Origin of the sequence: Methanoculleus chikugoensis (genome assembly GCF_019669965.1) — an archaeon.
GTDB classification, from domain to species: Archaea; Halobacteriota; Methanomicrobia; order Methanomicrobiales; family Methanoculleaceae; genus Methanoculleus; species Methanoculleus chikugoensis.
Genome location: NZ_AP019781.1, coordinates 2,153,958 through 2,178,157, shown reverse-complemented (window position 1 = coordinate 2,178,157; position 24,200 = coordinate 2,153,958). Strand labels below are relative to the sequence as shown.

15 protein-coding genes, 2 tRNA genes and 3 rRNA genes are annotated in these 24,200 nt (G+C 61.3%); 11 read left to right on the top strand and 9 right to left on the bottom strand.

Annotation, left to right across the window (positions count from 1 at the left end):
- Positions 1–3 precede the first annotated feature (3 nt).
- Complete coding sequence (locus tag MchiMG62_RS10965) at positions 4–1,173, top strand: MFS transporter (protein WP_221056984.1); 1,170 nt, start codon at positions 4–6, stop codon at positions 1,171–1,173.
- 43 nt (positions 1,174–1,216) lie between these two features.
- Positions 1,217–2,866 carry an ABC1 kinase family protein gene (locus MchiMG62_RS10960; RefSeq protein WP_221056983.1) on the top strand — a complete coding sequence of 550 codons (1,650 nt, stop codon included), beginning with the start codon at positions 1,217–1,219 and terminating at the stop codon, positions 2,864–2,866.
- A 234-nt stretch (positions 2,867–3,100) separates the two neighbouring features.
- On the opposite strand, the gene MchiMG62_RS10955 is transcribed toward MchiMG62_RS10960, so the two are convergent.
- The 4 genes from MchiMG62_RS10955 to cofG are packed head-to-tail and all read right to left on the bottom strand — an operon-like array spanning position 3,101 to position 5,374.
- Positions 3,101–3,379, bottom strand: a complete 279-nt coding sequence (locus MchiMG62_RS10955; RefSeq protein WP_221056982.1) for a ferredoxin-thioredoxin reductase catalytic domain-containing protein — start codon at positions 3,377–3,379, stop codon at positions 3,101–3,103.
- Between the two features lie 54 nt (positions 3,380–3,433).
- On the bottom strand, positions 3,434–3,613 hold the full coding sequence (locus MchiMG62_RS10950; RefSeq protein WP_221056981.1) for a hypothetical protein: 180 nt from the start codon (positions 3,611–3,613) through the stop codon (positions 3,434–3,436).
- Positions 3,610–4,335 (bottom strand): phosphoribosylaminoimidazolesuccinocarboxamide synthase, encoded by a 726-nt coding sequence (gene purC, locus MchiMG62_RS10945; RefSeq protein WP_221056980.1) that lies wholly within the window; start codon positions 4,333–4,335, stop codon positions 3,610–3,612. The genes MchiMG62_RS10950 and purC overlap by 4 nt, the downstream gene beginning before the upstream one ends.
- Positions 4,336–4,378: 43 nt before the next feature.
- Positions 4,379–5,374, bottom strand: coding sequence for a 7,8-didemethyl-8-hydroxy-5-deazariboflavin synthase CofG (gene cofG, locus MchiMG62_RS10940; RefSeq protein ID WP_221056979.1), 996 nt, complete (start codon positions 5,372–5,374; stop codon positions 4,379–4,381).
- A gap of 389 nt (positions 5,375–5,763) precedes the next feature.
- Between cofG and cofC the strand changes: the two genes are divergently transcribed.
- The gene (gene cofC, locus MchiMG62_RS10935; protein ID WP_221056978.1) at positions 5,764–6,411 is read left to right on the top strand and encodes a 2-phospho-L-lactate guanylyltransferase; all 648 of its coding nucleotides are present in this window, start codon (positions 5,764–5,766) and stop codon (positions 6,409–6,411) included.
- Here the strand turns inward: cofC and cofE are convergent.
- Genes cofE through glyA form a run of 4 tightly spaced genes read right to left on the bottom strand, consistent with a single transcriptional unit; the run spans position 6,337 to position 10,050 of the window.
- A complete protein-coding gene (cofE, locus tag MchiMG62_RS10930) occupies positions 6,337–7,143 on the bottom strand; it encodes a coenzyme F420-0:L-glutamate ligase (protein WP_221056977.1) in 807 nt (268 codons plus the stop codon). The two genes, cofC and cofE, sit on opposite strands and share 75 nt — an antisense overlap.
- Entirely contained in the window at positions 7,140–7,955 is an 816-nt protein-coding gene (folP, locus tag MchiMG62_RS10925; RefSeq protein WP_221056976.1) for a dihydropteroate synthase, read from the bottom strand. The genes cofE and folP overlap by 4 nt, the downstream gene beginning before the upstream one ends.
- Positions 7,931–8,782, bottom strand: a complete 852-nt coding sequence (gene folD / locus MchiMG62_RS10920; RefSeq protein WP_221056975.1) for a bifunctional methylenetetrahydrofolate dehydrogenase/methenyltetrahydrofolate cyclohydrolase FolD — start codon at positions 8,780–8,782, stop codon at positions 7,931–7,933. Before folD ends, folP begins: the two co-directional genes overlap by 25 nt.
- Positions 8,779–10,050, bottom strand: a complete 1,272-nt coding sequence (gene glyA, locus MchiMG62_RS10915) for a serine hydroxymethyltransferase (protein WP_221056974.1) — start codon at positions 10,048–10,050, stop codon at positions 8,779–8,781. Before glyA ends, folD begins: the two co-directional genes overlap by 4 nt.
- A 258-nt stretch (positions 10,051–10,308) precedes the next feature.
- On the opposite strand from glyA, the gene MchiMG62_RS10910 reads away from it, so the two are divergent.
- The 8 genes from MchiMG62_RS10910 to rrf all read left to right on the top strand — a co-directional run bounded on the left by MchiMG62_RS10910 (position 10,309) and on the right by rrf (position 21,767).
- Positions 10,309–11,031, top strand: a complete 723-nt coding sequence (locus MchiMG62_RS10910) for a DUF7518 family protein (RefSeq protein ID WP_221056973.1) — start codon at positions 10,309–10,311, stop codon at positions 11,029–11,031.
- 17 nt (positions 11,032–11,048) lie between these two features.
- A complete protein-coding gene (gene smc / locus MchiMG62_RS10905) occupies positions 11,049–14,492 on the top strand; it encodes a chromosome segregation protein SMC (protein WP_221056972.1) in 3,444 nt (1,147 codons plus the stop codon).
- Positions 14,485–15,243, top strand: coding sequence for a segregation/condensation protein A (locus tag MchiMG62_RS10900; RefSeq protein ID WP_221056971.1), 759 nt, complete (start codon positions 14,485–14,487; stop codon positions 15,241–15,243). Before smc ends, MchiMG62_RS10900 begins: the two co-directional genes overlap by 8 nt.
- A gap of 1,490 nt (positions 15,244–16,733) precedes the next feature.
- Positions 16,734–18,200: ribosomal RNA gene (locus MchiMG62_RS10895) — 16S ribosomal RNA — on the top strand.
- 67 nt (positions 18,201–18,267) lie between these two features.
- Positions 18,268–18,340: transfer RNA gene (locus MchiMG62_RS10890), tRNA-Ala, on the top strand.
- Positions 18,341–18,466: 126 nt separating this feature from the next.
- Positions 18,467–21,392: ribosomal RNA gene (locus MchiMG62_RS10885) — 23S ribosomal RNA — on the top strand.
- A gap of 93 nt (positions 21,393–21,485) precedes the next feature.
- A tRNA-Cys gene (locus tag MchiMG62_RS10880) sits at positions 21,486–21,557 on the top strand.
- Between the two features lie 88 nt (positions 21,558–21,645).
- Positions 21,646–21,767: ribosomal RNA gene (gene rrf / locus MchiMG62_RS10875) — 5S ribosomal RNA — on the top strand.
- The 16S, 23S and 5S rRNA genes sit together here with 2 tRNA genes alongside, the layout of an rRNA operon.
- A 390-nt stretch (positions 21,768–22,157) precedes the next feature.
- Here the strand turns inward: rrf and MchiMG62_RS10870 are convergent.
- Positions 22,158–23,921, bottom strand: a complete 1,764-nt coding sequence (locus tag MchiMG62_RS10870; RefSeq protein ID WP_342367212.1) for a formylmethanofuran dehydrogenase subunit B — start codon at positions 23,919–23,921, stop codon at positions 22,158–22,160.
- Positions 23,922–24,200 lie beyond the last annotated feature (279 nt).

Below are 24,200 nucleotides of genomic sequence, written 5' to 3'. Positions count from 1 at the left end.
ACCGTGACCTCCAATATCAAATCTGTCTGGGGGCTCTCCGCCGCCCACCTGGTGACCGACCTCTACTCGCCCGTCCTCCCTGCAATCCTCCCGCTCCTCATCGCGGAGCAGGGCTACTCGTTCTTCCTCGCGGGGCTGATCGTCACGGTCTACAACCTCACGTCGTCGTTCGTGCAGCCGCTCGTCGGCTGGGTCTTCGATACCCGGGGGTTTGCCGTCCACATCGGCACGAGCGTCGCCATCAGCGCGATCTTCATCTCCGTCATCGGGCTGCTCGACAACTACTACATCGTGCTCGCGTCCGTAGCCGTCGCGGCGCTCGGGCACGCCTTCTTTCACCCGAGCGCGCTCGGCACCGTCAGCCGCCTGACCCGGGACGCGAGCCGGGGCAGGATCACCTCCTACTTCGTCATCGGCGGCAACCTGGGCTACGCCATCGGCCCCATCTGTGCGGGCGTCGCCGTCGGGCTGATGGGCCTTCCGGGCCTCGCCATGCTTGCCGTCCCCGGCCTCGCGATGGCGGTGGTGCTCCGGCGCATCCTGCCCGCTCCCGATCGCACCTCCGTTCCGGAACCCGTCGCCCCGGCCGTTCGCCCCTCCTACCGGGCGATCGTCCTCCTGGTCGCGGCCTCCGGCCTCCGGGCATGGGCGATCTTCGGCTCGGTCGCCTTCCTCCCCACCATCCTCACGCTGCGGGGGTTCGACCTCGTGACCGCGAACATCCTGGTCTCGGGCATGCTGATTGCCGGGGTCGCGGGACAGGTCGTCGGCGGCGCGCTCTCCGACAGTTACGGCCGTAAAGAGTACACGATCCTGGGGCTTGTTGCCGCCATCCCGCCGTTTGTCGTATTCCTCACGACCGGCGGCATCGTCTCGCTCGTCGCGCTGATGATCTTCGGGTTCATCCTCTGGTCGACCTTCGCCGTCACCGTCGCCATGGCGCACGAGATAGCCCCCGGAAACGTGGGGCTCGTCTCCGGCCTGATGCTCGGGCTCGCGGTCGGCGTCGGCGGGATGGGAGTCGCGGTCACCGGGTGGATCGCCGATATGACGACGCTGACGCTCGGCCTCACCACGATCCCGCTCGCGATCGTCCTCGCCGTGCCGCTCTTCCTCCTCGTCCCCTACCCCTGGAAGTCCTTCCTGCGGGGCCGGCTCCCCTCCCGGGGATGAGCCGCCCTATCCCTTAAGTACCGGGAGTGCCGATTCATCCCCGATGGTCACCCGGTTCCAGCGCTACCGGCAGATCGCCGATGTGCTGGTCAAATACGGCTTCGGAATCCTCGTCGAGGAGATCGTTCCCGGCGGAGAACGGCTGCGGGGGCTCGGGAAAACCCGGAAAGACGAACGGTCGGTCTACGAGCGGATCCGGCTCGCCATCGAGGAACTGGGGCCCACCTACGTCAAGTTCGGTCAGATCGTAAGCACCCGCCGGGAACTCCTCCCCCCGGAGCTGGTCGAGGAACTGCAGAAACTCCAGGACCGGGTCGCCCCGGTCCCCTACAATGAGATCCGGCCGGTGATCGCGCAGCATTGCAGGAACCTCGAGGAATGTTTCGATGTCATCGAGGCGGAGCCGGTTGCGTCGGCCTCGCTCTCGCAGGTGCACCGAGCCGTGACGCGGGACGGCCGGGTCCTCGCCCTCAAGGTGCAGCGCCCGGGGATCGCCGAGCTGATCGAGATCGATATCACGATCCTGCGGTCGCTCGCGAAGCGGGCGAACTCGCTCTTCCCCGATCTCCGGGTCTACAACCCGGAGGGGGTGGTGGAGGAGTTCGTGACCCAGATCCGGCGCGAACTTGATTTCACCCAGGACGGGATGAACGCGGAGCGCCTCAAGCGGAACCTCGCGGGCCTGCCGTGCGTGAGGATCCCCCGGATCCACTGGGACCTCTCCGGCCCTGCCATGCTTGCGATGGACTACGTGGAGGGTGTACGCATCGACGACGTGGAGGCGATCCGGTCCCTCGGTCTCATCCCCGAGGAGATCGCCGCGACGGGGTTTGAGGCCTACGTCAAGCAGATCTTCGTCGACGGTTTCTTTCACGGCGACCCCCACCCGGGCAACCTTCTCGTGACACGCCGGGGCGAGGTCGTCTTTCTCGACTACGGCATTGTCGGCGTCCTCCGCCCGGAGCGGCGGCGGGTCTTCGTGGACCTCCTCCTCGCCATGAGCCGGACGGACGTCGCCGGGGTGATCTCGGCGCTCAAGAAACTCGACGTCCGGATCGACCCGGCGGTGCTCGATGCGGTGAAAGACGACCTTTATGTGGTCCTGCTCGACTACCGGGAGACGAAGATCGAGCAGGTGAACTTCGGGACGGCGATCCGGGGCCTGACCGAGACCCTTCGCAGGTACCGTATCCGGGTGCCGTCGACCCTGATGATCATGATGAAGGTGATCGTCATGGTGATGGATATCGGCACCCGGCTCGACCCCTCGTTCAACTTCGATCAGAGGGTCCGGCCGTACCTCCTCGATATCGCTGCGGCGCAACGGCTCTCCCCGGATAACGTGACGGGTGCGGTGCAGTCGATCATCGGTGCGGCCGAGGGCCTCCTTGCCATCCCCGGGAACGTGAACGAGACGCTGAAGACACTCTCTGAGGGCACCGTTAAGCTCGAACTCGAGGACCACGACCTCGACGAGATCGTCAGCGTCATCGACCGGACGAGCGACAAGATCATCGTGGGGGTGGTGGTTGCCGCGGTCGTCGTGGGCTCATCGCTGGTGCTCCGGGTTGCCGATACCCCCATACCCGGGTATGTCTCGGTTCTCGCCACGCTGGGCTACGTCTTCGCGGTGATCGTCGGATTCTACGCGGTCTATAGCGTCCTCAGGCACAGCCGGGGTCTCCGACGGTAAGTGGCAGGGTGAGTGCGACGGTTCGTAGCGCGATGGTTCGTAAGAACCGGAGCGTGAGCACCGTCGCACTCCCCGCGAGCCGCCACTCCCAATGGCGATAGCCACCACGCAAGCCGTATCCGGAATGCAACCGACGATTGCGTATGAGTAGTGCCGGCACGAGTGGTGACGATTTGGAACTCAAGCACCGCCAGGCCGGATTTGCGGAGTACGGCTGCCGGGACGGAAAAAAAGTTATTCGCCCTTCTTGAAGAACAACCGGCAGTGGCAGGTTCCCTGCTCCTCGATCTCGTTCTCGTGGTAGACGCAGGGGCAGACGATGATCCGGTCTTTCTCGGGGTCGCCGCTCCGGAGCCTGCAGGGGCAGTATGCCTCCCCGAACCGCTCCTTGTTCCGGGCAAGCCCGCGGAGGACGGCATCGAGCTGCTTCTCGTCGACGTTCAAGATGAACCCTTTCTCCTTCGCGTACACCTTTGCCCTGGCCCGCGCCTCTTCGGTCCCTTCTTTACTCATAACAAAACTCCAATTATCCAACTTACCGGCGCCTGTATTCTTCGATATAGGCTATCATCGAATAAAGATTTTGACTTCGTCATCCGGCCCGTTCGGGTAACTCCCGGGAGTCGCGTTGCCGTGTTCGTCGGAGAGCCGGAACCCGACCCGGCCTTCGCGATTCAGCCGTGCGAACACCTCGCCGGGGGCGATCTGCCGCCCCCCCGCAGTGGTGGCGGCTGCGATGCGCCTCATGCGAGCTCGCCCCAGGGTGGGGAGAGGATCCGCTTCGCGACGCCGGCGTAGGTCTCCATGACGTCCCCCTTGCCGAACCGGTAGACGTCTTTATCGAGGGACGTCCCGGTCTCTTTGTCCCAGAGGCGCATCGAGTCCATGCTGATCTCGTCGCCGAGGACGATCTCGCCGTTGTACTTGCCGAACTCCATCTTGAAATCGACCAGGGTGATGCCGCGCAGGTCGAGGTACTTGCTGAGCAGCTCGTTTGTCGCGAGCGCCATCGCCTTGATCTGGTCGAGTTCCTCGGGCGTGGCGAGACCGAGAGCGTAGATCAGGTCGTCGTTCAGCATCGGGTCGTGGTGTGCGTCGCTCTTGTAGTCGATGACGATCACCGGCGGATCGAGCGGTTCTCCTTCCCGGAACGGGTAGTTGCGCACGATCGAACCGGCCGCGACGTTTCTCACGATCACCTCGAGCGGGATCATCGTGAGGTTCCGCACGGCGATGACGCCGGGCTCGATGCTCGCGAGGTAATGCGTCCTGATCCCGTGCTCTTCCAGGTACCTGAAGATGAAGGTCGATACTTCTGCGTTATATCTCCCTTTGCCCTCCAGGGTATCTTTCTTCTCGCCGTCGAACGCCGTGATGTCGTCCCGGAACTTCATGATGTATACCTCCGGGTCGTCGGTGCGGTAGACGGATTTAGCCTTCCCCGTGTAGAGGAGGTCAGCCTGTTTCATGGTCGGGTCTCCTGGTATCTGTTGTCCGGGATTTGTCATGAGGTTATGCACCCGTGCCCTGGCCGGGTGCGGTAATTCTCTCCGCGAGCTGCCGGATGAGGGGTTCGAGCAGGGGGGAGTACCAGCCCTTCTCGATATACTGCGGGTAGATGCAGAGCCGTTCGCGGAGTTCGGCATTCCCGGCGATCCGCCGGAGTTCGTCGATCTGTGGCCAGGGGTGCTCCGGGTTGACGTAATCGATGGTGAGCGGGGAGACCCCGCCGAGGTCGTTGACGCCGCACCCGATGAGGCGGGATGCGTCCGCAAGGTTCGGGGGTATCTGCACCGCCACGTCCGGGGGAAGGATCTCGCGTGCGAGGCCGATCGCCGCGCCGATCTCGTCGGGGCCGGGGACCGCCGCCCTCTCCATCGCGGTCCCGGGTTTCGGACAGAAGTTCTGGACGATAACTTCCTGGATATGGCCGTAGCGCTGGTGGAGGTCGGCGATGACCCGGAGCGACTCCTCGCGGTCGTCTGCCGTCTCGCCGATCCCGAGCAGGATGCCGGTCGTGAACGGGATCGAGAGTCTCCCGGCGTTCTCGATCATCTCTATCCGCACCGCCGGATCCTTCCCCGGGGAGTTCCTGTGCGCCGGAATATCCGCGGTCGTCTCGAGCATCAGCCCCATGCTCGCGTTCACCTCGCGGAGCCAGCCGAGTTCCTCGTAGGTGAGGATGCCGGCGTTGGTGTGCGGGAGAAGGCCGTGTTCGATGGCCGCGAGAGAGAGGTCGTAGACGTAGTCGAGGATATCCGCGTAGCCGAGCCGCCCGAGCATTTCGCTAAAGCCCGGCACCGCACCGGGCCGCTCCCCGAAGGTGAAGAGCGCTTCGGTGCACCCGAGGGCCGCGCTCGCTTCCAGCGTCCGGATCGCCTCGTCGGGCGGCATGACGCACCCTTCCTCGACGGGGGTGCGGAAACAGCAGTAGCCGCAGCGGTTCTGGCAGACCGTCGTCAGGGGAAGAAACGCGTTCTTCGAGAAGGTGATCACGCGCCGGTGCATGGCTATATGTCGGCATTCCCGCACATGAACTTTCGGTCGTGAGGGCGACGTGGCCTCGCGCGAAGCCGTGAAGGACGACTTTCCCGAAGAGCGCGACGTTCCGTAGGAACGGAGTTCGAGCACCGGAGGTACGAGGTGCGGGAGAAGAGTTCGAGCATAGTCGGGTGCGATGAACGCGAAGGGAGTTTCAGGCAACTATACTGGACTTCGCGTCTTCGCGTCTTCGCGTGAGCAGATCATCGAGGTAGCCGGCAGGTGCGAAGGTGCGAAAACCGAAGCGTGAGCACCCGAATGGGTAGGGGCCGGAGTTTTCGATTTAGCCCGGGCTGCCTTTTCCCGTCGCAGGGGAAACGATGCCTTTTTGATACTGCCCCGACAACCGTTTCTCAATGTACTTCCACGCGCTCATTCCCTTTAAGCCGGTAAACCCCAAGACGCGCCTTTCCTGCATCCTCGACCAGGAAGAGCGGGAAGCGTTCGCCCGGGCGATGCTTGAAGACGTGATCGCCGCCGTGCAGAAGTCCGGGTGCAGCGCCACCCTCCTCTGCACCCACCCCTTCAAACACGAGAACGCCCTCGTCGCCGTCCGGACGGAGTCGCTCAACGACGCCATCAACTGGGCGCTCAAGCAGTTCCACTGCCCCGCGCTCATCATCATGGCCGATATCCCCCTGGTGACGGCCGGGGACATCCAGCGGCTGATCCGGACCGAGAAGGACATGTCCATCGTGCCGGGGCGGGGCGGCGGGACGAACATCATATTCCTCAAGAAACCGCGGTGTTTCCGCGCCGACTACTACGGCGCGAGTTTCCTCGACCACATGCGGATTGCCGAGGAGTGCGGCTTCTCCGTCGAGGTGATCGACTCGTTCAGGATGTCGACCGATATCGACGAGAAGGAGGACCTGGTCGAGATCCTCATCCACGGAAAAGGGAGAAAGAGCAGGGAGTTCCTGGAGAACTCAGGGTTCTCGATCGCCCTTGACGAGAAGGGCCGGGTCGGCGTGCAGCGCGACCCCCATGAAGAGGCACTCTGAAGCGTCGATCGTGGCGACCCCGGCATAATCGCCGACGGGAAGCCCGACTCCCCGCACCACGGCCGCGGGGACGCACTCCCCTGCCTCTCCCATCACGAGTTCTGCGGCGGACGCGATGCAGTCCGCGACCGCTCTCTTCGTGACCTCAAGTTCGCGGCCGAAGAGGTCTTTTCTCCCGCGTTCGTCGACCACCGAGGGGATGCCCGAACACCCGATCGCAACCCCGGAGCATCCGAGCCGCATCGCGTGCGTCCGGGAGTCGACGACGATGACCCCGACGTCGGCCCCCGACCGCCCGGCGATCGCGGCACGGATACCCGCCGCGGACGCGTCCGGGTCAAGGGGGAGGAGGACGAGCGTGCCCGCCGGGGTGTTCGAGGCGTCGATCCCGGCGTTCGGCAGAAGCGTCCCGTTCTTCATGCAGAGCAGGAACCCGGGAATACCCCCGACGATCCGGTCGCTCTCCCGGAGCACCACCTCGGCGTGCCGGGGATCCATCTCGTACTCTTCGGCGAGCTGGAGGGCTTCTCTTGACGGTTCGACATCGTCGAGCCTCACGACCCGCCCTTCGGCGGTGGCGAGAGCGGACTCCGCCACGACCACCACGTCGCCCGTCTCGAACTTCCGGGCGGCCGAGCGTTCGACGGACGAGAGGAGGTGCGCCCCGACGTCAGCGCCGGGGCGGAACAGGGGGGTCGCAAGACCGTATACCGAGAATGAAGGTGTCGTCATGTCTGCCTCATCTTTGCATGCACCCGCAGGAGGTCGGCGGTCTCGGGGACGTCGTGGCTCCGCACGACGGCCGCACCCGCGTCGACGAGCATCGTCGTGAGCGCGAGGGTGCCTGCGAGCCGGTCTTCGGGCCGGCGGCCGAGCAGGTCGCCGATGAACGTCTTCCGCGAGATCGCGGCAAGCACCGGGCGGCCGAACTCCCTGAACGAGGAGAAGTTCCGGCAGAGTTCCCAGTCGTCCTCGCTCGTCCGTCCCGGAACCCACCGGCCGACGGCGGGATCGAGGACGTACTCCTCGATCCCGAGGCGCGCGCACCGGCCGACGACCGCTTCGAGGGCTTTCTGTGTGGCGGCAACTCCGGCGGCGTCGCCGGGCTCCCGACAGCTCGCCATCGCGAAGACCGGCAGCCCGGAGTCGGCGACCGCCCGTGCGTACCGTTCTTCGGCAAGCCCGGAGATATCGTTCACCGCATGGACGTCGTGGCGGAGGCAGACCTCGAGCACCTCCGGGTAGCGGGTGTCCACCGAGAGGGTGATCCCGGTCCCGTCGAGTTCCGAGAGGGCCGCGTCCACCCGTGCCGCCTCCTCGGCGACGGTGATGGGAGAAGAGCCCGGGGCCGTGCTCCGCGCCCCGAGATCGATCATATCGGCGCCCGCCGCCGTCATGGCGAGGGCGCGGTCGTAGACCTCTCCGGCCGGGATATAGGAGCCCCGGTAGAACGACTCGGGGCTGCAGTTGATGACGCCCATCAGGCGAACCGGAGCGTCGCCGCCGATCCGGAGGCGGTTTACCAAACAGTGGTGTTGTCGCATGTCCTCATCTTGGCCGCCATGAACGTGTTCTCCATCAGCGTTGCGATGGTCATAGGGCCGACGCCTCCGGGGACCGGGGTTATCGCTCCCGCCCGGTCTTTCACTGCCTCGAAATCGACGTCGCCGCAGAGTTTGCCCTGCTCGTCCTGGTTGATCCCGACATCGATGACCGTCGCGCCTTCCTTCACCATCTCCGGCCCGACAAACTTCGCTTTTCCAATCGCGCTGACCAGGATATCGGCGTTTCGCATCTCAGCCTCGATATTCTCGGTCTTCGAGTGGCATACGGTGACGGTCGCGTCGGCGTTCAGGAGCAGAGCGGCCATGGGCCGGCCGACGTCGATGCTCCGGCCGACGACGACCGCCCGCTTCCCCCGGATCGGGACATCGTATTCTTCGAGGATTGTCATGATCCCCTGCGGGGTGCAGGGCGCAAAGACCGGGGTGCCGGAGAAGAGCCTGCCGAGGTTGCAGGGCTGGAACCCGTCCACGTCCTTATCGGGCGCGACCGCCTCGATGACGCGGGTGGTATCGACTCCGGCCGGGAGCGGGAGCTGGACCAGGATCCCGTTGATGTCGGGATCGTTGTTGAGGCGCGCGACCGCCTCAAGCACCCGCTCCGTCGTGGCGTCCGCCGGGAGCTCGATCCCGACCGACCCGATCCCGACGCGCTCGCACGCCCGGTGCTTCATGCGGACGTACATCTGCGACGCGGGGTCTTCGCCCACGATGACGGTCGCGAGGCGCGGGTAGAGCCCGGACTCTTCTATTCTCTCTTTGAGGATCTCGAGCCTCTTCTCCGAGACCGCTTTGCCGTCGAGTATCATGCTACTTCAGGGTAGAGGGGATACTTGCTCGCAAGGGCAATAACCTCTTCTCTCACTTCGGTGATCGCCTTCTTCGAGGTCTTGTCCTTCGCGATATCCTTCACGACCCGGGCGATCCAGTGAGCGATCTGCTTCATCTCCTCCTCTTTCATGCCGCGTGAGGTGACGGCAGGCGTGCCGATCCGGAGGCCGCTCGTCACGAAGGGGCTGAGCTGTTCGCGGGGGATGGTGTTCTTGTTCACGGTGATCCCCGCCTCGCCGAGCGCGGTCTCGGCCGCAAGACCCGTGAGGTGCTCGCCGTTCGTCGAGACCCCGGTCAGGTCGAGCAGGATGAGGTGGTTGTCGGTGCCGCCGGAGACGAGGTCGAGCCCTTCCTCTGCGAGGACGTCGGCCATCGTCTTTGCGTTCTTGACGACCTGCCCGCAGTAGTCCTTGTACGCCGGGGTCAGGGCTTCCTTGAAGCAGACCGCCTTGGCAGCGATGGTGTGCATCAGCGGGCCGCCCTGCATTCCCGGGAAGATCGACTTGTCGATAGCGGCCGCATCCTCCTTGCCGCACATGATGGCGCCGCCGCGGGGGCCCCGCAGGGTCTTGTGCGTCGTCGTCGTCACGATATCGACGACCCCGACCGGGGAGTTGTGGTATCCGGTCGCGCAGAGTCCGGCGATGTGGGCGATATCGGCCATGCACCTCGCGCCGACGGTATCGGCGACCTCCTGGAAGGCCTTGAAGTCGATCTCGCGCGGGTAGGCGCTCGCGCCGCAGACGATCATCTGCGGTTTCACTGTCCGCGCGATCTCCTCGATCGCCGCGTAGTCGAGCGTCTCGGTCTCGGGGTCGACGCCGTAGTGGAAGATGGAGTACCAGCGCCCGGTGATGTTGACCGGCGATCCGTGGGAGAGGTGGCCGCCCTGGGTGAGGCTCTGGCTCATGATCTTGTCCTTGTAGCCGAGGTAGGCGAAGTAGACAGCCTGGTTTGCCTGGCTCCCCGAGTGAGGCTGGACGTTCGCGTGTTCCGCGCCGAAGAGTTCGCACATCCGGTCGCGTGCCAGGTTCTCCACGGCATCATGGAACTCGCACCCCCCGTAGTAGCGCTTGCCGGGGTAGCCCTCGGCGTACTTATTGGTCATGATCGAACCCATCGCCTCGAGAACCGCCTTACTGACGACGTTTTCAGAAGCGATCAGTTCCAACCCATTGACCTGACGCAGGCGCTCTTCCTCGATGAGGCCTGCGATTTCTGGATCGAAGTTTGCCAGATTAGACATGCAGAAAAAGGGTTGCTCCGTTGAGGTAATATGCTTTCTTTTATACGGGGCTGGTTACAGTTGTCCGGGAGGCATTCTTTGTACGGCCTCCTGAGACGCGGGCATGGGCGCCCGGGGGATGCGGCTCCGGCGTCATCCGCGACGGCAGCCGGGATTTCCCCGACTGCGTCCCGGATTAAATGTAATACTTCTTCATTCGGGGGAATCTATAGTAATATTATTACGTAATTATTATCAAGGATTAGTTTGAGGGAGATAATGGCGCAGAAGGATGCGAGGATACGGTTTCTTGAGCGGGAACTTGCGGAGCGCGAGAAGGAGATGGAGACGATGAAAGAGCGAGAACAGCCGCCGGTATCGGCGGCGGGAGACGAGCGCCTGCACGACCTTGAGCGGAAAGTGCGGGAGTTCGAGGACGTGATGAGGGGCCTGGCGGAAGATCGCGGGCAGTCCCGGGCGCCGGAGACGGGAGACGAGCGCCTGCGCGACGCGGAACGGAAGGTGCGGGAACTGGAGGCCGTGGTGAAAGGCCTGACGGAAGAGGTTCTGGACATCAAATCGATCGTGATGAAACTCGCCCGGGACGCGGATGAGCGCCGGAAGGCACCTGTGCCGGTCGAGGAGAAGAAAGCCCCCGTCACGCTCCAGGCGGAACCACGCGCCGCCGCCGAGCCGCGCCCCGTGCGTGCCGTGGAGCGGAAGGCTCCCGCGCGCCAGGTGGAGCGGCGGCAGCCTGCGCCCGCTCCGGAGGACGACCGGGATCTCGAGCTCATCATGCAGAACGACGGGACGCTGAAACCGGAGCCGAGGAGATCCTCCGAGTACATCGTCGCCAGCACCGGGTCCGGGATCGCCGCGGCGAAGGGCCGGGGGAAAGGCGGCAAACCGGCCGAACGCAAGCTCTTCGTCGAGCAGAAGGCACGTCCGGTCAATGACGTCATCCAGGCCGACGAGGACGACACCGTCGACCTCGATCGATAGGTAAGGGAGTCCCGTCCTTGTACATCACGCAGCTTGAGATCGACAACTTCAAGTCTTTCGCCAGAAAGACGAAAATTCCTTTTTTCGAAGGATTTACTGTCATCTCAGGCCCGAACGGCTCCGGAAAGAGCAACATCATCGACAGCATCCTCTTCGTCCTGGCCCTCTCGGGTGCGCGGGGACTGCGGGCCGAGAAGCTGACCGATCTCATCAACGTCAATTCCGGGAAGAACACCGCCGAGGTGACGGTCACGTTCTCGGACGGCACGGTGATCCGCCGCCGGATCAAGCGGACGCCGGCGGGATACTATAGTTACAACTATCTCAACAACCGCCTCTGCAAGCAGAGCGACGTCATCGAGTTCCTCGCGAAGATCGGGATCAAGCCGGAGGGCTACAACGTCGTGATGCAGGGCGACATCACCCGCATCATGGAGATGACCGACGGCGAGCGGCGCAAGATCATCGACGAGATTGCGGGTGTCGCCGAGTTCGATCAGAAGCGCGGACAGGCGTTCTCGGAACTCGAGGTGGTGCGGGAGCGGCTCGAACGCGAGGAACTCCTCTTGAACGAACTCGTGGCGCGGCTTGACGCGCTCCAGCACGAGCGCGAGCAGGCGATGGAGTACCGGCGATGGCAGGAGGAGCTCGAGCACCTCGGGCAGTGCCGGGGGGCGGCGCTCGTCCGGCAGAAGGAGCAGGAGATCGGCACCCTTCACGATCTCATGCGCGATCAGCAGACGGCGGTCGCACGCACCGAGGGCGAGGTCGAGGTCGTCAAGAGAGAGATCGAGGAGGCGCACGGACGCCAGCAGGCCGTCGAAGAGGAGATACACCACAAGAGCGGTCCCGAGTATCTCGAACTCGTCGGACGGCTCGAAGAGGCGCGAAGCGCGATCAAACTCGGCGAGAAGAGCATCGAGCGGCTGAAGGTCAACCGAGAAGAGAATGCCGAGGCTGTCCAGCGGGTCTATCTCGACAGCAAACGCGCCGAGGCGAAAGTCGAGGAGTGCGCCGCGCAGATCCGCAACCTCTCGATCGACCGGGCGAACCTCGCCATGGAACTCGCGACGCAGCGCGACGAGATGGCAGGGATCGAGGAGCGTATCGCGAGCGGGAGCAAGGAGGTCGAAGGGGTAAAAGACCAGCTCTTCGCGAAGATGCAGGATCTCGAGAGCAAGAAGGAACTCCGGTCGAAGATCCTCCGCGAGCAGGACCTCTTCATCGAGAAGAGCCGGATGCGGACGTCGGAGCGGGAACGCCTGGACGCGCGCATGGCCCAGATCGACGAGGAACTCACGAACAAGCAGGAGCAGGTCGCGGAGTACTCCTCCTGCATGGCCGACTGCGAGGCACAGAAACGCCAGATCGAGCGGGATCTCTCCGAGGCGGAGAGCACGCTCTTTGGGCGGCGGTCGGCGCTCGATCGGCTGAAGAAGGAGATCCGGGAGAACGAGCAGAACCTGATGCGTTACGAGGCGCAGCAGCAGGCGCACGGCGATGCCGGCGGGAAGGCGATGGAGGTCGTGCTCGGCATGGACGGCGTCCACGGCGCGGTCGCGCAGCTCGGGCGGGCGCCGCCGGAGTACGCGACCGCGCTCGACGTGGCGGCGATGGGCCGGCTCAGGTGGGTCATCGTCGATACCGACACGGTGGCGTCCGATGCGATCCGTTACCTGAAGGAGAACCGGCTCGGCCGGGTCACGTTCCTGCCGCTCAACAAACTTCGGCCCCCGATCCTCTCGCCGCTTGAGGCCGATCCGGGCATCGTCGGCTACGCGGTCGATCTCCTGGAGTTCGACCCGGCGTTCGACCGCGCGTTCCGGGTCGTCTTCGGCGCGACGGTGGTGGTGGACACCCTCGACCGTGCGCGGCGGCTGATGGGCCGGTACAAGATGGTCACTCTCGATGGCGATTTCGTCGAGAGGAGCGGTGCCATGACCGGCGGTTCCCAGGGAAAGAAGGTCCGCGGGTTCGGGGTGGCGGTCGACGACGAGATCGCGCGGGTCCGTGCAAAGCTCGCCGAACTCGAGGCGGAGGCGGGCGAGATCGAGGCGTCCATCGGTCGCTTTGCCGTGGCCGCGGAGGCGAAACGAGCGGAGCGGAGTTCGATCGACGAGCAGGTTGCGCGCTACCGAATGCTGGTGGACGAGTTCCGGAAGCGGATCGAGGTGCTCTCCGGCGAGAAGCGGACGCTCGAAGAGAGCCTGCGGGAGATGCTCGATGCCGCGAAGAACGGCGGCGAGGAACTTGCGCGGCTCGAGGGCGATCTCGAACGGATAACCGGCGAGATCGCCCGGGTCTCGGCGGAGATCGACGGTCTCAAGAAGATACTCGACGACACCGAGGTCCCGGAGCTCAGCGAGCGGTACGAGAGCATCCGCAAAACCGTCGAGGATATCGAGCGGCGGCTCCGCAACAAGGATGCCGACATCACCGACGCGAAGCGCGAGCGCCAGCACTTCGCGAACCGGATCGAGGAGCTTGCCGCGGAGCGGAGCCGCCTGGAGGCGAAGAACCAGGAGATCGATGACGAGATCACGGCCACACAGGAGCAGATCGAGGAGCAGCGCCGCCTGATCGTGCAGTTCGAGGCGCGCCAGAAGGAGTTCTCCGACGAACTCGCGGGCCTGCACGAGAAGCGCGACCGGGTTCTCGCGGAGATCCGGGTGCTCGACCAGCGCTCGCTCGAACTCTCGGGTGCGATGGAGCGGATCCGGATGCAGATCGACGCTCTCAATGAGCGGGAACACTCGCTCCTCGCGGAACTTGCGGTGCTCAGGGAGCAGGCGGGCGACGTGGAGACGGATCTCGATCTCGCCGCCATCGACGCCGGGATCGCGGAGGCCGAGAAGGCGCTCAAGAAGATCGGCGCGGTGAACATGCTCGCGATCGAGGAGTGCGACCGGGTCTCTGCCCGTGTCGAGGAGCGGACGGAGAAGAAAGAGGTGCTCTCGCGGGAGCGGATGATGCTCCTCGAACGGATCGAGAAGTACGAGAAGATGAAGTACGACGCCTTCATGACTGCGTTTACTGCGATCGACACGAACTTCCGCGACATATTCGCGCGTCTGACTGACGGAAGCGGGAGGCTCGTCCTCGACAACGAGGAGGATCCCTTCGCAGGCGGGATGACGTTTGCGGTCCAGCCCCGGGACAAGAAGGTGCACCTCCTCTCCTCGCTCTCGGGGGGCGAGAAGTCGCTCACCACGCTCGCGTTCATCTTCTCCATCCAGCAGTTCATGCCCGCGCCGTTCTATGCGCTCGATGAAGTGGATATGTTCCTCGACGGGAACAACGTCGGCCGCATCGCCACCATGATGAGCGAGCTCTCGGGGAACGCGCAGTCGATCATCGTTTCGCTCCGAAAACCGATGATCGAGCGCGCCGACCGTATCGTGGGCGTGACGATCCGCGCGGACAAGAGCACCTACGTGACCGGTGTGCAGAACAATGGATGAGGAACCTGTCGAGATCCTGGCCGGCATGGCCGAGCGGGGAGAGGTCGATCCCTGGAACATCGATATCGTTGATGTGACGGACCGGTTCCTCGCCGAACTCGACCGCCGGAAGGAACTCGACCTGCGGATATCGGGGAGGACGCTCTTTTATGCCGCGTGCCTGCTGCGCCTGAAGTCGGATTACCTCGATGGCTGGGGCGAAGAAGAGGACGAGGATTCGTTTGATGATGACGAGGAGGAGTCGTTTGATGATCTCGGGTTCGACTTCGAGTCGGGCGGGGAGACCGAGCCGATAGGCCGCCTGGAGCGGGAGATCCAGCGTCGTCTGGGGCGAAAGAACCTGCGGAAACGCCCGCCGGTCACGCTCTACGAGCTCATCAAGCAGCTCAAAACGGCGGAGAAGGAGCAGCGGCGCAGGCAGCGCAAACGGGTCTCCGTGCCGCGCGAGCCGGACCTCGATCTCGATGCCCGGGATGTGGTGGCGGTGGCGCACGACGAGGGGTACCAGGGTGCGGTCGAGGTCGTCATGAAGGAGTTCCGGCGCGCTGCCCCGAATGGGGATGTCCTGACGCTCGGCGATCTCTCCGGCGCCATAGGGCGGAGCCGCCGCGATATCTACATCCCGCTCCTCTTCCTGATGCTCGAGGGCAAACTCGCGCTCTGGCAGGACGAGTTCTTCGGTGAGATCTATGTCGGCGAGCAGATCCCCGACAACGATGCCGCAGAGGCCGATCACACTACTTCGCCATAGCCCTGAGGAAACTCCCGTCAAACTTTCAACAGCCTTTCGCGCTCAACGCGTGAGGTCGTTCTCCTCTACTGAAAACTCACGCAAAGGGTGACGTTTCGCCCTGAGCGGAGTTGGCGCACCGGAGGCACGATGGGTCAAAGGGCGTTGTCTTTCGCACCTGACGGTGCCCATGCTCCCCCCACAGGGGGGGCCGCACTCCGCACCTCCGGTGCTCGAACTCCTGTCCGAAACCTTTCGGGTTTCTCAAGCTCCGGCCCTGCGGGCCATCGCACCCTTCGGGAAAGTCGTCCTTCGCGGTTTCGCGCGAAAACGGAGTGCGACACTCCGGAGCGCGACTGCCGGGACGGCGCGACAGGCTGAAGAGCCGGGGTGTGAGCATCGTCAGGTGCGAAGGGTAGATGGGGGCGGCGTTATGTGAAACCTTAGATGCCGTGGTCCTGTTCTGGATCGGGACCTCTCATCCCCGATCTGATAGCGCCGTTCGCCCTATGCCTGCGATAATTATGCCCGCTCCGTGATCGATGGGACTGCGCGCATGGGATCTTACCCGCGCTCCTGCCTTCCGGCGAGGTCTTTTGAGGGGTGAATCCGGAGAGTTCGACAGTGCGATTCCACTTTTCTGAACCGGTGCGGGGTAAATGTATAAATACCTCCAGCATCAACATGTAATAGTCAAGTTGGGAGCAAAATCCGCGCGAATTCTGCACGGGATGTGCAGAACGTCCGGAGATCTCAACGTTTATGGGGGTCGAAGCCACGTGCTTGGATCCGACAAAGCAGGGAAATGTTTATATAGCATTGGTGACAACATAGTAAGGCTGTGTTGTCAGGACGTCGGATCGTGCAGCCCTTCCGGGGTGGTCTGATCTCGTGTCCCCTCAACCGCTGTGAGGGCCCGACAATTGATTCGGGTCTGATGCAGGGTGACAATGTTTATATGTCTGGAGATCCGACATATATTCTCACAAAATGAACTCATGCGCCCGCGATGCGGGCGCAGGGGCCGGGAATATGTGTTCAGTCTTCGGCCCGGAACCCGGGCAGGAACAATGTTTATATGTGATGACTCACAAACATATGTTCCTGCGCAGGTGAAACATCTGGGAGTTCGGAACGCAAATTTCCGGACAGTTCCCGGATCGGGCCGGAGATCCTTCGGGAATCTCCGGGGTGGATCCTGAAGCGGGATGAAAACGTTTATATGTGTTCAAACACAAACGTTAATTCCCTCACAGGTGAACTCTCGCGACCCGGTTTGGGCCGAGTTCCCTGTATTCAAAACGGATATGAAGGTTCGAGACTTGCTCTCGAATCCGATGCAGGAAACATATGTTTAAATACTTGTAAAATAAACATTGTTTTCCTGTTGATGGAGAACCGACGCAACCGCGCTGTGACGCGGGTTGGTTCTGACGTTGGCATTGGCAATGCGGAAATTTGTTCAGTAACCGCTAATTCCTCCCAAGTTTAGTAGTGTGCATTACTTCCAAATTCTGGTTGATCCTGCCAGAGGTCACTGCTATCGGGGTTCGATTAAGCCATGCGAGTCGAGAGGGTTCGGCCCTCGGCGTACTGCTCAGTAACACGTGGATAACCTGCCCTAAGGAAGGGGATAACCCCGGGAAACTGGGGATAATACCCTATAGGTTACAGATGCTGGAATGCTCTGTAACTCAAAGTTCCGGCGCCTTAGGATGGATCTGCGGCCGATTAGGTTGTTGTTGGGGTAATGGCCCAACAAGCCAGTAATCGGTACGGGTTGTGGGAGCAAGAGCCCGGAGTTGGATTCTGAGACACGAATCCAGGCCCTACGGGGCGCAGCAGGCGCGAAAACTTTACAATGCGGGCAACCGTGATAAGGGAACCTCGAGTGCCTGTATATGCAGGCTGTCCAGGTGTCTAAAACACACCTGAAGAAAGGGCCGGGCAAGACCGGTGCCAGCCGCCGCGGTAATACCGGCGGCTCGAGTGGTGGCCACTTTTATTGGGCTTAAAGCGTTCGTAGCTGGGTTATTAAGTCTCTTGGGAAATCCGGCGGCTCAACCGTCGGGCGTCTAAGGGATACTGGTAATCTTGGAACCGGGAGAGGTGAGGGGTACTTCGGGGGTAGGAGTGAAATCCTGTAATCCTCGAGGGACCACCTGTGGCGAAGGCGCCTCACCAGAACGGCTTCGACAGTGAGGGACGAAAGCTGGGGGAGCAAACCGGATTAGATACCCGGGTAGTCCCAGCCGTAAACGATGTGCGTTAGGTGTATCGACGACCACGAGTCGTCGAGGTGCCGAAGGGAAACCGTGAAACGTACCGCCTGGGAAGTACGGTCGCAAGGCTGAAACTTAAAGGAATTGGCGGGGGAGCACCACAACAGGTGGAGCCTGCGGTTTAATTGGACTCAACGCCGGGAATCTCACCGGATAAGACAGCGGAATGATTGCCGGGCTGAAGACTCTGCATGACTAGCTGAGAGGAGGTGCATGGCCGTCGTCAGTTCGTACTGTGAAGCATCCTGTTAAGTCAGGCAACGAGCGAGACCCACGCCAACAGTTGCCAGCACGATCTCCGGATCGGTGGGGACACTGTTGGGACCGCCTCTGCTAAAGGGGAGGAAGGAATGGGCAACGGTAGGTCAGCATGCCCCGAATTATCCGGGCTACACGCGGGCTACAATGGGCAGGACAATGGGTATCGACATCGAAAGGTGAAGGCAATCTCCTAAACCTGTCCGTAGTTCGGATTGTGGGCTGTAACTCGCCCACATGAAGCTGGAATCTGTAGTAATCGCGTTTCAAAATAACGCGGTGAATGTGTCCCTGCTCCTTGCACACACCGCCCGTCAAACCACCCGAGTGGGGTTTGGATGAGGCTGCGGTCGTTGCCGCAGTCGAATCTAGGTTCCGCAAGGGGGGTTAAGTCGTAACAAGGTAGCCGTAGGGGAATCTGCGGCTGGATCACCTCCTAATGAAATTACTTGGGTCAAGCGGTTGCTGGACAAAACGTAAAATTGCCGATGTCAACGGGAGATTCGGGCTCATAGCTCAGTTGGAAGAGCGCCGCCTTTGCGAGGCGGAGGCCGGGGGTTCAAATCCCCCTGAGTCCACTGGGCAGGAAGCATCCCTTCCTGCCTTCGATGCACCCGGAGATGTGAATCACCGGGGAAGGGCTGAAGGTCTTTTGACCTGAGGAGGCTGTGTATAGGTGCGTACTCTGGACGTTAAATGAGTTCAGCGGAACGGCGATATGCCTGTCAGTGGATGGCTCGGTTCGAGTGCCGAAGAAGGGCGTGCCAAGCTGCGATAAGCTCCGGGAAGACGCATGGAGTCTACGATCCGGAGATTCCCTAATGGGACATCCCAACACTTCGGTGTTGATCCGTAAGGATCGGGAACCCCCCGAATTGAAACATCTTAGTAGGGGGAGGAAAAGAAATCAACCGAGATGTCGTTAGTAGAGGCGATCGAACACGACAGAGTTCAAACTGAATCCCGCAAGGGAGATGTGGTGTCGTAAGCCTACCGTCCGGATACCAAGGTCAAATGGAAGTCCTCTGGAATGTGGTACCAAAGAGGGTGACAGTCCCGTACATGTAAACCGAGGTATCCTGGTAGTGTCTTGAGTACCGCGGGTTGGAATTCTCGCGGGAATCTGGGGGTCATCAACCTCCAAAACTAAATACTACTCGAAACCGATAGCGTATTAGTAGCGTGAGCGAAGGCTGAAAAGTAACCCTTGAAAGGTGGTTAAAAGTGCCTGAAACTGATAGGTGATGGTGAGTTACGGCGCGAAAGGATCTTCCACGTGAAGGAACCCGTCGCGAGGCGGTAGTACGGGCGTGGTTGCCGGTGTCGTAACCTACGTTTTGAAGAACGGGCCAGAGAGTTTATTCTGCAGGCGAAGGTTAACCCAAAAGGGGAGCCGAAGGGAAACCAACAGGTCCGTAGCCTTCGGGCATGGGACGACGTATTAAAAGTGCGTGGAGTCTGCAGGATAAGACCCGAAGCCTAGCGATCTATGCGTGGGCAGGTCGAAGCGTGCCGAAAGGCGCGTGGAGGACCGCAAGCGGTTTTGATATGCAAATCATTCGCGTGACCTGCGTATAGGAGTGAAAGATTAATCGAGCTGGGCATCCGCTGGTTCCTCTCGAAACATGCCGTAGCATGACCTGGCTGGAGATAGACGGTGAGGTAGAGCACTGATTGGGGGAGCTGGGGGAGAAATCCCTCACCCTCCTGTCAAACTCCAAATTCCCCGTCGTCGAAGAAGGCTGGCAGTCCGCATTACGGGGTAAGCTTGTAATGCGTAAGGGAGACAACCCAGACCGTGGTTAATGTCCCTCAATGTAGGCTAAGTGTCAACACTGAAAGGCGTCCCAGGCCAAAGACAACTGGAAGGTGAGCTCAGAAGCAGCTATCCTTTAAAAAGTGCGTAACAGCTTACCAGTCGAGGTTTGGGGCACTGAAAATGGACGGGGCTAAAGCCTACTACAGATACCACGGACCACGCGCAAGCGTGACGGCGTAGAGAGGCGTGCTGCCTGGGCAGAAGCAGGGGCGTGAGCTCCTGTGGACCGGGTAGTAATGAGAATTCTGGCATTAGTAGAAGCAAAGTTGGGTGAGAATCCCAACCGCCGGAGGGGCTAGGTTTCCTCGGCAATGTTCGTCAGCCGAGGGTTAGTCGGTCCTAAGGTGTGTCGTAATTCGAGCACATCAAAAGGGAAACAGGTTAATATTCCTGTACCATTCATCCGTAGCGGTTTACCGCCCTGACGCTTCGGGATATACCGGGCAGGGCCGTCGCCCTGTCTAAGCGTTCAAACTCGTGGAGTACCGCCATGGTGAGAAGCGAGCGAAGGCGTGATGGAGTAATCCGGTAAATTCCTGGAGTCCGTGAAAAGGGGGATGAATGTCCGTACCGAGATCTGACACAGGTGCCCCTAGCTGAAAAGGCTAAGGCGTGTCGGTTTAATCGTGTTAAGGGAACTCGGCAAATTAGCCCCGTAACTTTGGGAGAAGGGGTGCCTGCCTGGCGATCAGGCAGGTCGCAGTGACCAGGGGGCTCTGACTGTCTAATAACAACATAGGTGACTGCAACTCGGAAACGATTAGTATAGTCACTGATTCCTGCCCAGTGCGAGTATCTGAACACCGGGTTCAACCGGACGAAGGACTCGTAAACGGCGGGGGTAACTATGACCCTCTTAAGGTAGCGTAGTACCTTGTCGCTTAATTGGCGACTTGCATGAATGGATTAACAAGAGCCCTACTGTCCCTAACACGAGGCCGTTGAACATTTTATCCTAGTGCAGAGACTAGGGACTCCAGATGGGAAGTGAAGACCCCGTGGAGCTTTACTGCAGCCTGTCGCTGTGTTACGGTATTCCTTGCGCAGCGTAGATGGGAGGCGTCGATCCACCCCTTCCGGGGGGTGGGGAGCCAACAATGAGACACCATCCTTGGTTTACTGTAACACTTACTCTAACCTGAGGACAACGATAGGTAGGCAGTTTGGGTGGGGCGCCACACCCTCGAAAAAATATCAAGGGTGCCCTATGGTCAACTCATGTGAGTCAGAAACTCACAGGAGAGTGTCAAGAGCATAAGTTGGCCTGACGCGATTTCGCATAGCAAGAAATCGCGAGAGGAAACTCGGGTCTAACGAACCAATGAGCCTTATTGATGAGGGCCATTGACGACAGAAAAGCTACCCCGGGGATAACAGAGTCGTCGCCGGCAAGAGCACATATCGACCCGGCGGCTTGCTACCTCGATGTCGGTTCTTTCCATCCTGGCCGTGCAGCAGCGGCCAAGGGTGAGGTTGTTCGCCTATTAAAGGGGATCGTGAGCTGGGTTTAGACCGTCGTGAGACAGGTCGGTTACTATCTATCTGGAGTGTTAGGAGTCTGAAGGTAAGATGGAAATAGTACGAGAGGAACTTTCCGTCGTCGCCTCTGGTCGATCGGTTGTCCGACAGGGCAATGCCGAGCAGCTACGCGATAAGGGATAAAAGCTGAAAGCATCTAAGCTTGAAACCTGACCTAAAAAGAGACTCCGTTGAGGACACGGGTAAAAGACCCGCTTGATAGGTCCGGGATGTAAGCACGAAGGCAACGACGTGTTCAGTCCGCGGATACTAACGTCCGATGCCGTCCGCTGAACTCAGACGAAATCCGGAGTACGCACCAAAACACCTCAAGTGAGTAATCCTTAAATAAAAAGGAGAACTAAACTATTGAGGTAGCACAGCTTGCCAAGGTGGCGGAGCGGCCACGCGGTTGACTGCAGATCAACTACACCCCGGTTCAAGTCCGGGCCTTGGCTTCCATTCGGGCGCGAAGCGGCCGATTGGGGAGAAAACCCCACAGGGGTTTTCGACTCGACCGACACTTCATACCTGGATGTAACTGGTAATAGCGGCCATAGCAGAGGGGAAACACCTGGACCCATTCCGAACCCAGCAGTTAAGCCCTCCCACGTGCCGTGTGGTACTGAGGTGCGCGAGCCCTCGGGAAGCCCGACTCGCTGCTATTACCTCCCTTTACTCTGAAAACTGTTCTTAGAGTTTCAACTCTGTTCTTCTTCCGTGCGAACGCTCGCAATCGATCGTTCTTCTTCTGCGTAACGCACGTTATTACGTCGATACGAGTACAAAACTGAAAACCAGGGGTGGAGAAGAGCGGGAAGAATCCCTTTCGCCCCGTTGAAGCGCCTCCCTGGACATCCGGCACGATGCCCGATCGGGCTCTTCCCCGTTCCCGGCGTTCGCGGTGTTCCGCGGTTTGGTTTGATGGAATTGAGGTTTTACAATTGGATCTCAATGATGCGCCGCCACTGCGGTGGCACCATTTTATCTGTTGACTGTGTTGTATATTTAACTTTTGTTCTGTGTCGAACTATTTACCTTTACTCGTGCGGCGCACATCATGCTATCGGCGGCGCCTCTGAAGATGGTGTCTTCGGGACGGTTACGCCGTAAGGCTGGCGTCTCTCCCGTACCCGGGAGAGGATCTCCGACAGCACCTCCTCGTCGGTCGGGAGACCCGAGGAGAGAACCTTCTTCATCCGGATCGGGACGGAGTCCATCCGGTAGCCCGTTCCCTCGCAGTCGATGCCTACGCACGCGACCGGAATATGGAGATCCGCAAAGGAGGTGCTGAGCGAGACGAACGGATCGATGACGATGGTCGGGATCGTTGCGAGGTGTTCGTTGCACCTCCTCGGCAGGTGTGCCCCGGGGTCGGCGCCGATGATGAGGCATGCATCGGCCTCGCCCCGGCGGAGCAGATCGACCGCCGTCGTCTCGCCGGGGTTGTAATACGGTGTGCCACGCGAGAAGTCGACGCCGTAGGGGTAGCCCGTGAGGTATGAAAACGTCTGGTTGGTGCCGTTGACGTTCCAGTGCCCGCGCATGGGTGTCAGGGTGAACTTCGTATGGCGGTTGAGTTCGTCGACGAGCTGGATGGCGTTCCTGACGTTTTTGTACCTGCCGGGAGACTGCGTCAGGCCTATCCCCGTGAAGAGCGCCCCGAACCGGGTGTTCCTGCAGAGGTCGGCGAGCCAGATCAGCCTCTCCCGCAGGACGCCTCCGACGGTTGCAGGAAGGATATCCGCGTGACCCCTGAGGATTGCCCGGAGGGCTGAAAACACGGCGTAATCCGCGCCCGGCTTGACCCGTATGAACTCGTCGGCAATCTTCGCGGTATCGGTCTCCCTGATGTCCACGACGACAAGAGTTCGGTCGTGGTGCCCGTTGTCCCGGTACTTCCCGTTGACGAACGTCGTATACCGGGAGAGGTGGCGGGGGTGCGACTCGATGGGGTTCGAGCCCCAGTAGATCACGACGTCGGCCCGGTTCTTCACCGCACCGAGCGTGCATCCCGGGTGGCCTGCCTCCTGGATGCCCATGATTGACGGGCCGTGGCAGATCGACGAACAGTTGTCGATGACGCCCCCGATCGCTTCGGCGATATGGATGCCGATGCACTGCGCCTCCGCGGACGTCCCGCTCCACCCAAAAAGGAGCGGCCGTTCGGCGTCGGCGAGGACCTCCGCGGTACGGCGGATCGCCTCTTCGAAGTCGATCGCTTTCCAGGTACCTCCATCGTTCGAGATCGGGTGCGTGAGACGGCTCTGCGACAGGAACTTCTCCGAACCAAGCGAGCATGCGTTATCGACCGATCTGACGGCCCCGCCCCCGACCTTCACGACGAGGTCGTCGCAGAGGCACCCGCAGAGCGGGCAGACAACATCGCGGATGGTCACGAGATCCCCGTCTTCCCCGCCGACGGGCGCCGGCACCGGAGGGCATGCGGCACCGCCCTCCTCGATGAGGATATCCCAGCCCGATCGCGGGGGCCTCCGGGTCAGGGTCACCGTCCCTTCCAGCCATTTGTAATCCGGAGCACCGGTTCCCCGCGTGGTCGCGTGCAGGATTGCATTTGCGTGCGGCCCGCAGGGGATGAATACGGTTCCCGAGACGAGATCGTCGCAGGGTGTGGCACTGAACACCTCTTCTCCCGTGCCGGTCGAGAGGAGAAGATAGTCGCCTGCCGCGGCCCCGAGTTCCAGGAGATCGAACGGGTTGACGAAACAGCGTGCCGTTTCATCGGAATATTCGGGCATGTCTTTGTAGTAGAGTTTTCTGCCCTGGGCGATCGTCCTCCCGCTCGTGATGAGAACGTCCATAGAAGTTCAATCATACCTCCGCGTGGATAAGGGTTATGAAAATATGTTTACTTTCCCGTAATGGTAATGAGGTGATTGTTCTGGGCGGCGGCCCACCGGCACCCGGGCAGGTCCGGTTGCGCTCACGCGCCCGCCCGCCATCTGCATGCTGCATGCTGCATGCGGATGCCGGTTAGAGCCCGGGTCCCGCACAGGGTCTCTTCAAAAACAGCGTTAAAGTTGGTCGGGCAGGGCCGGCGACGCCGATCCTGCCCGGCTTCCATGGCGTCTCCAGAGCAC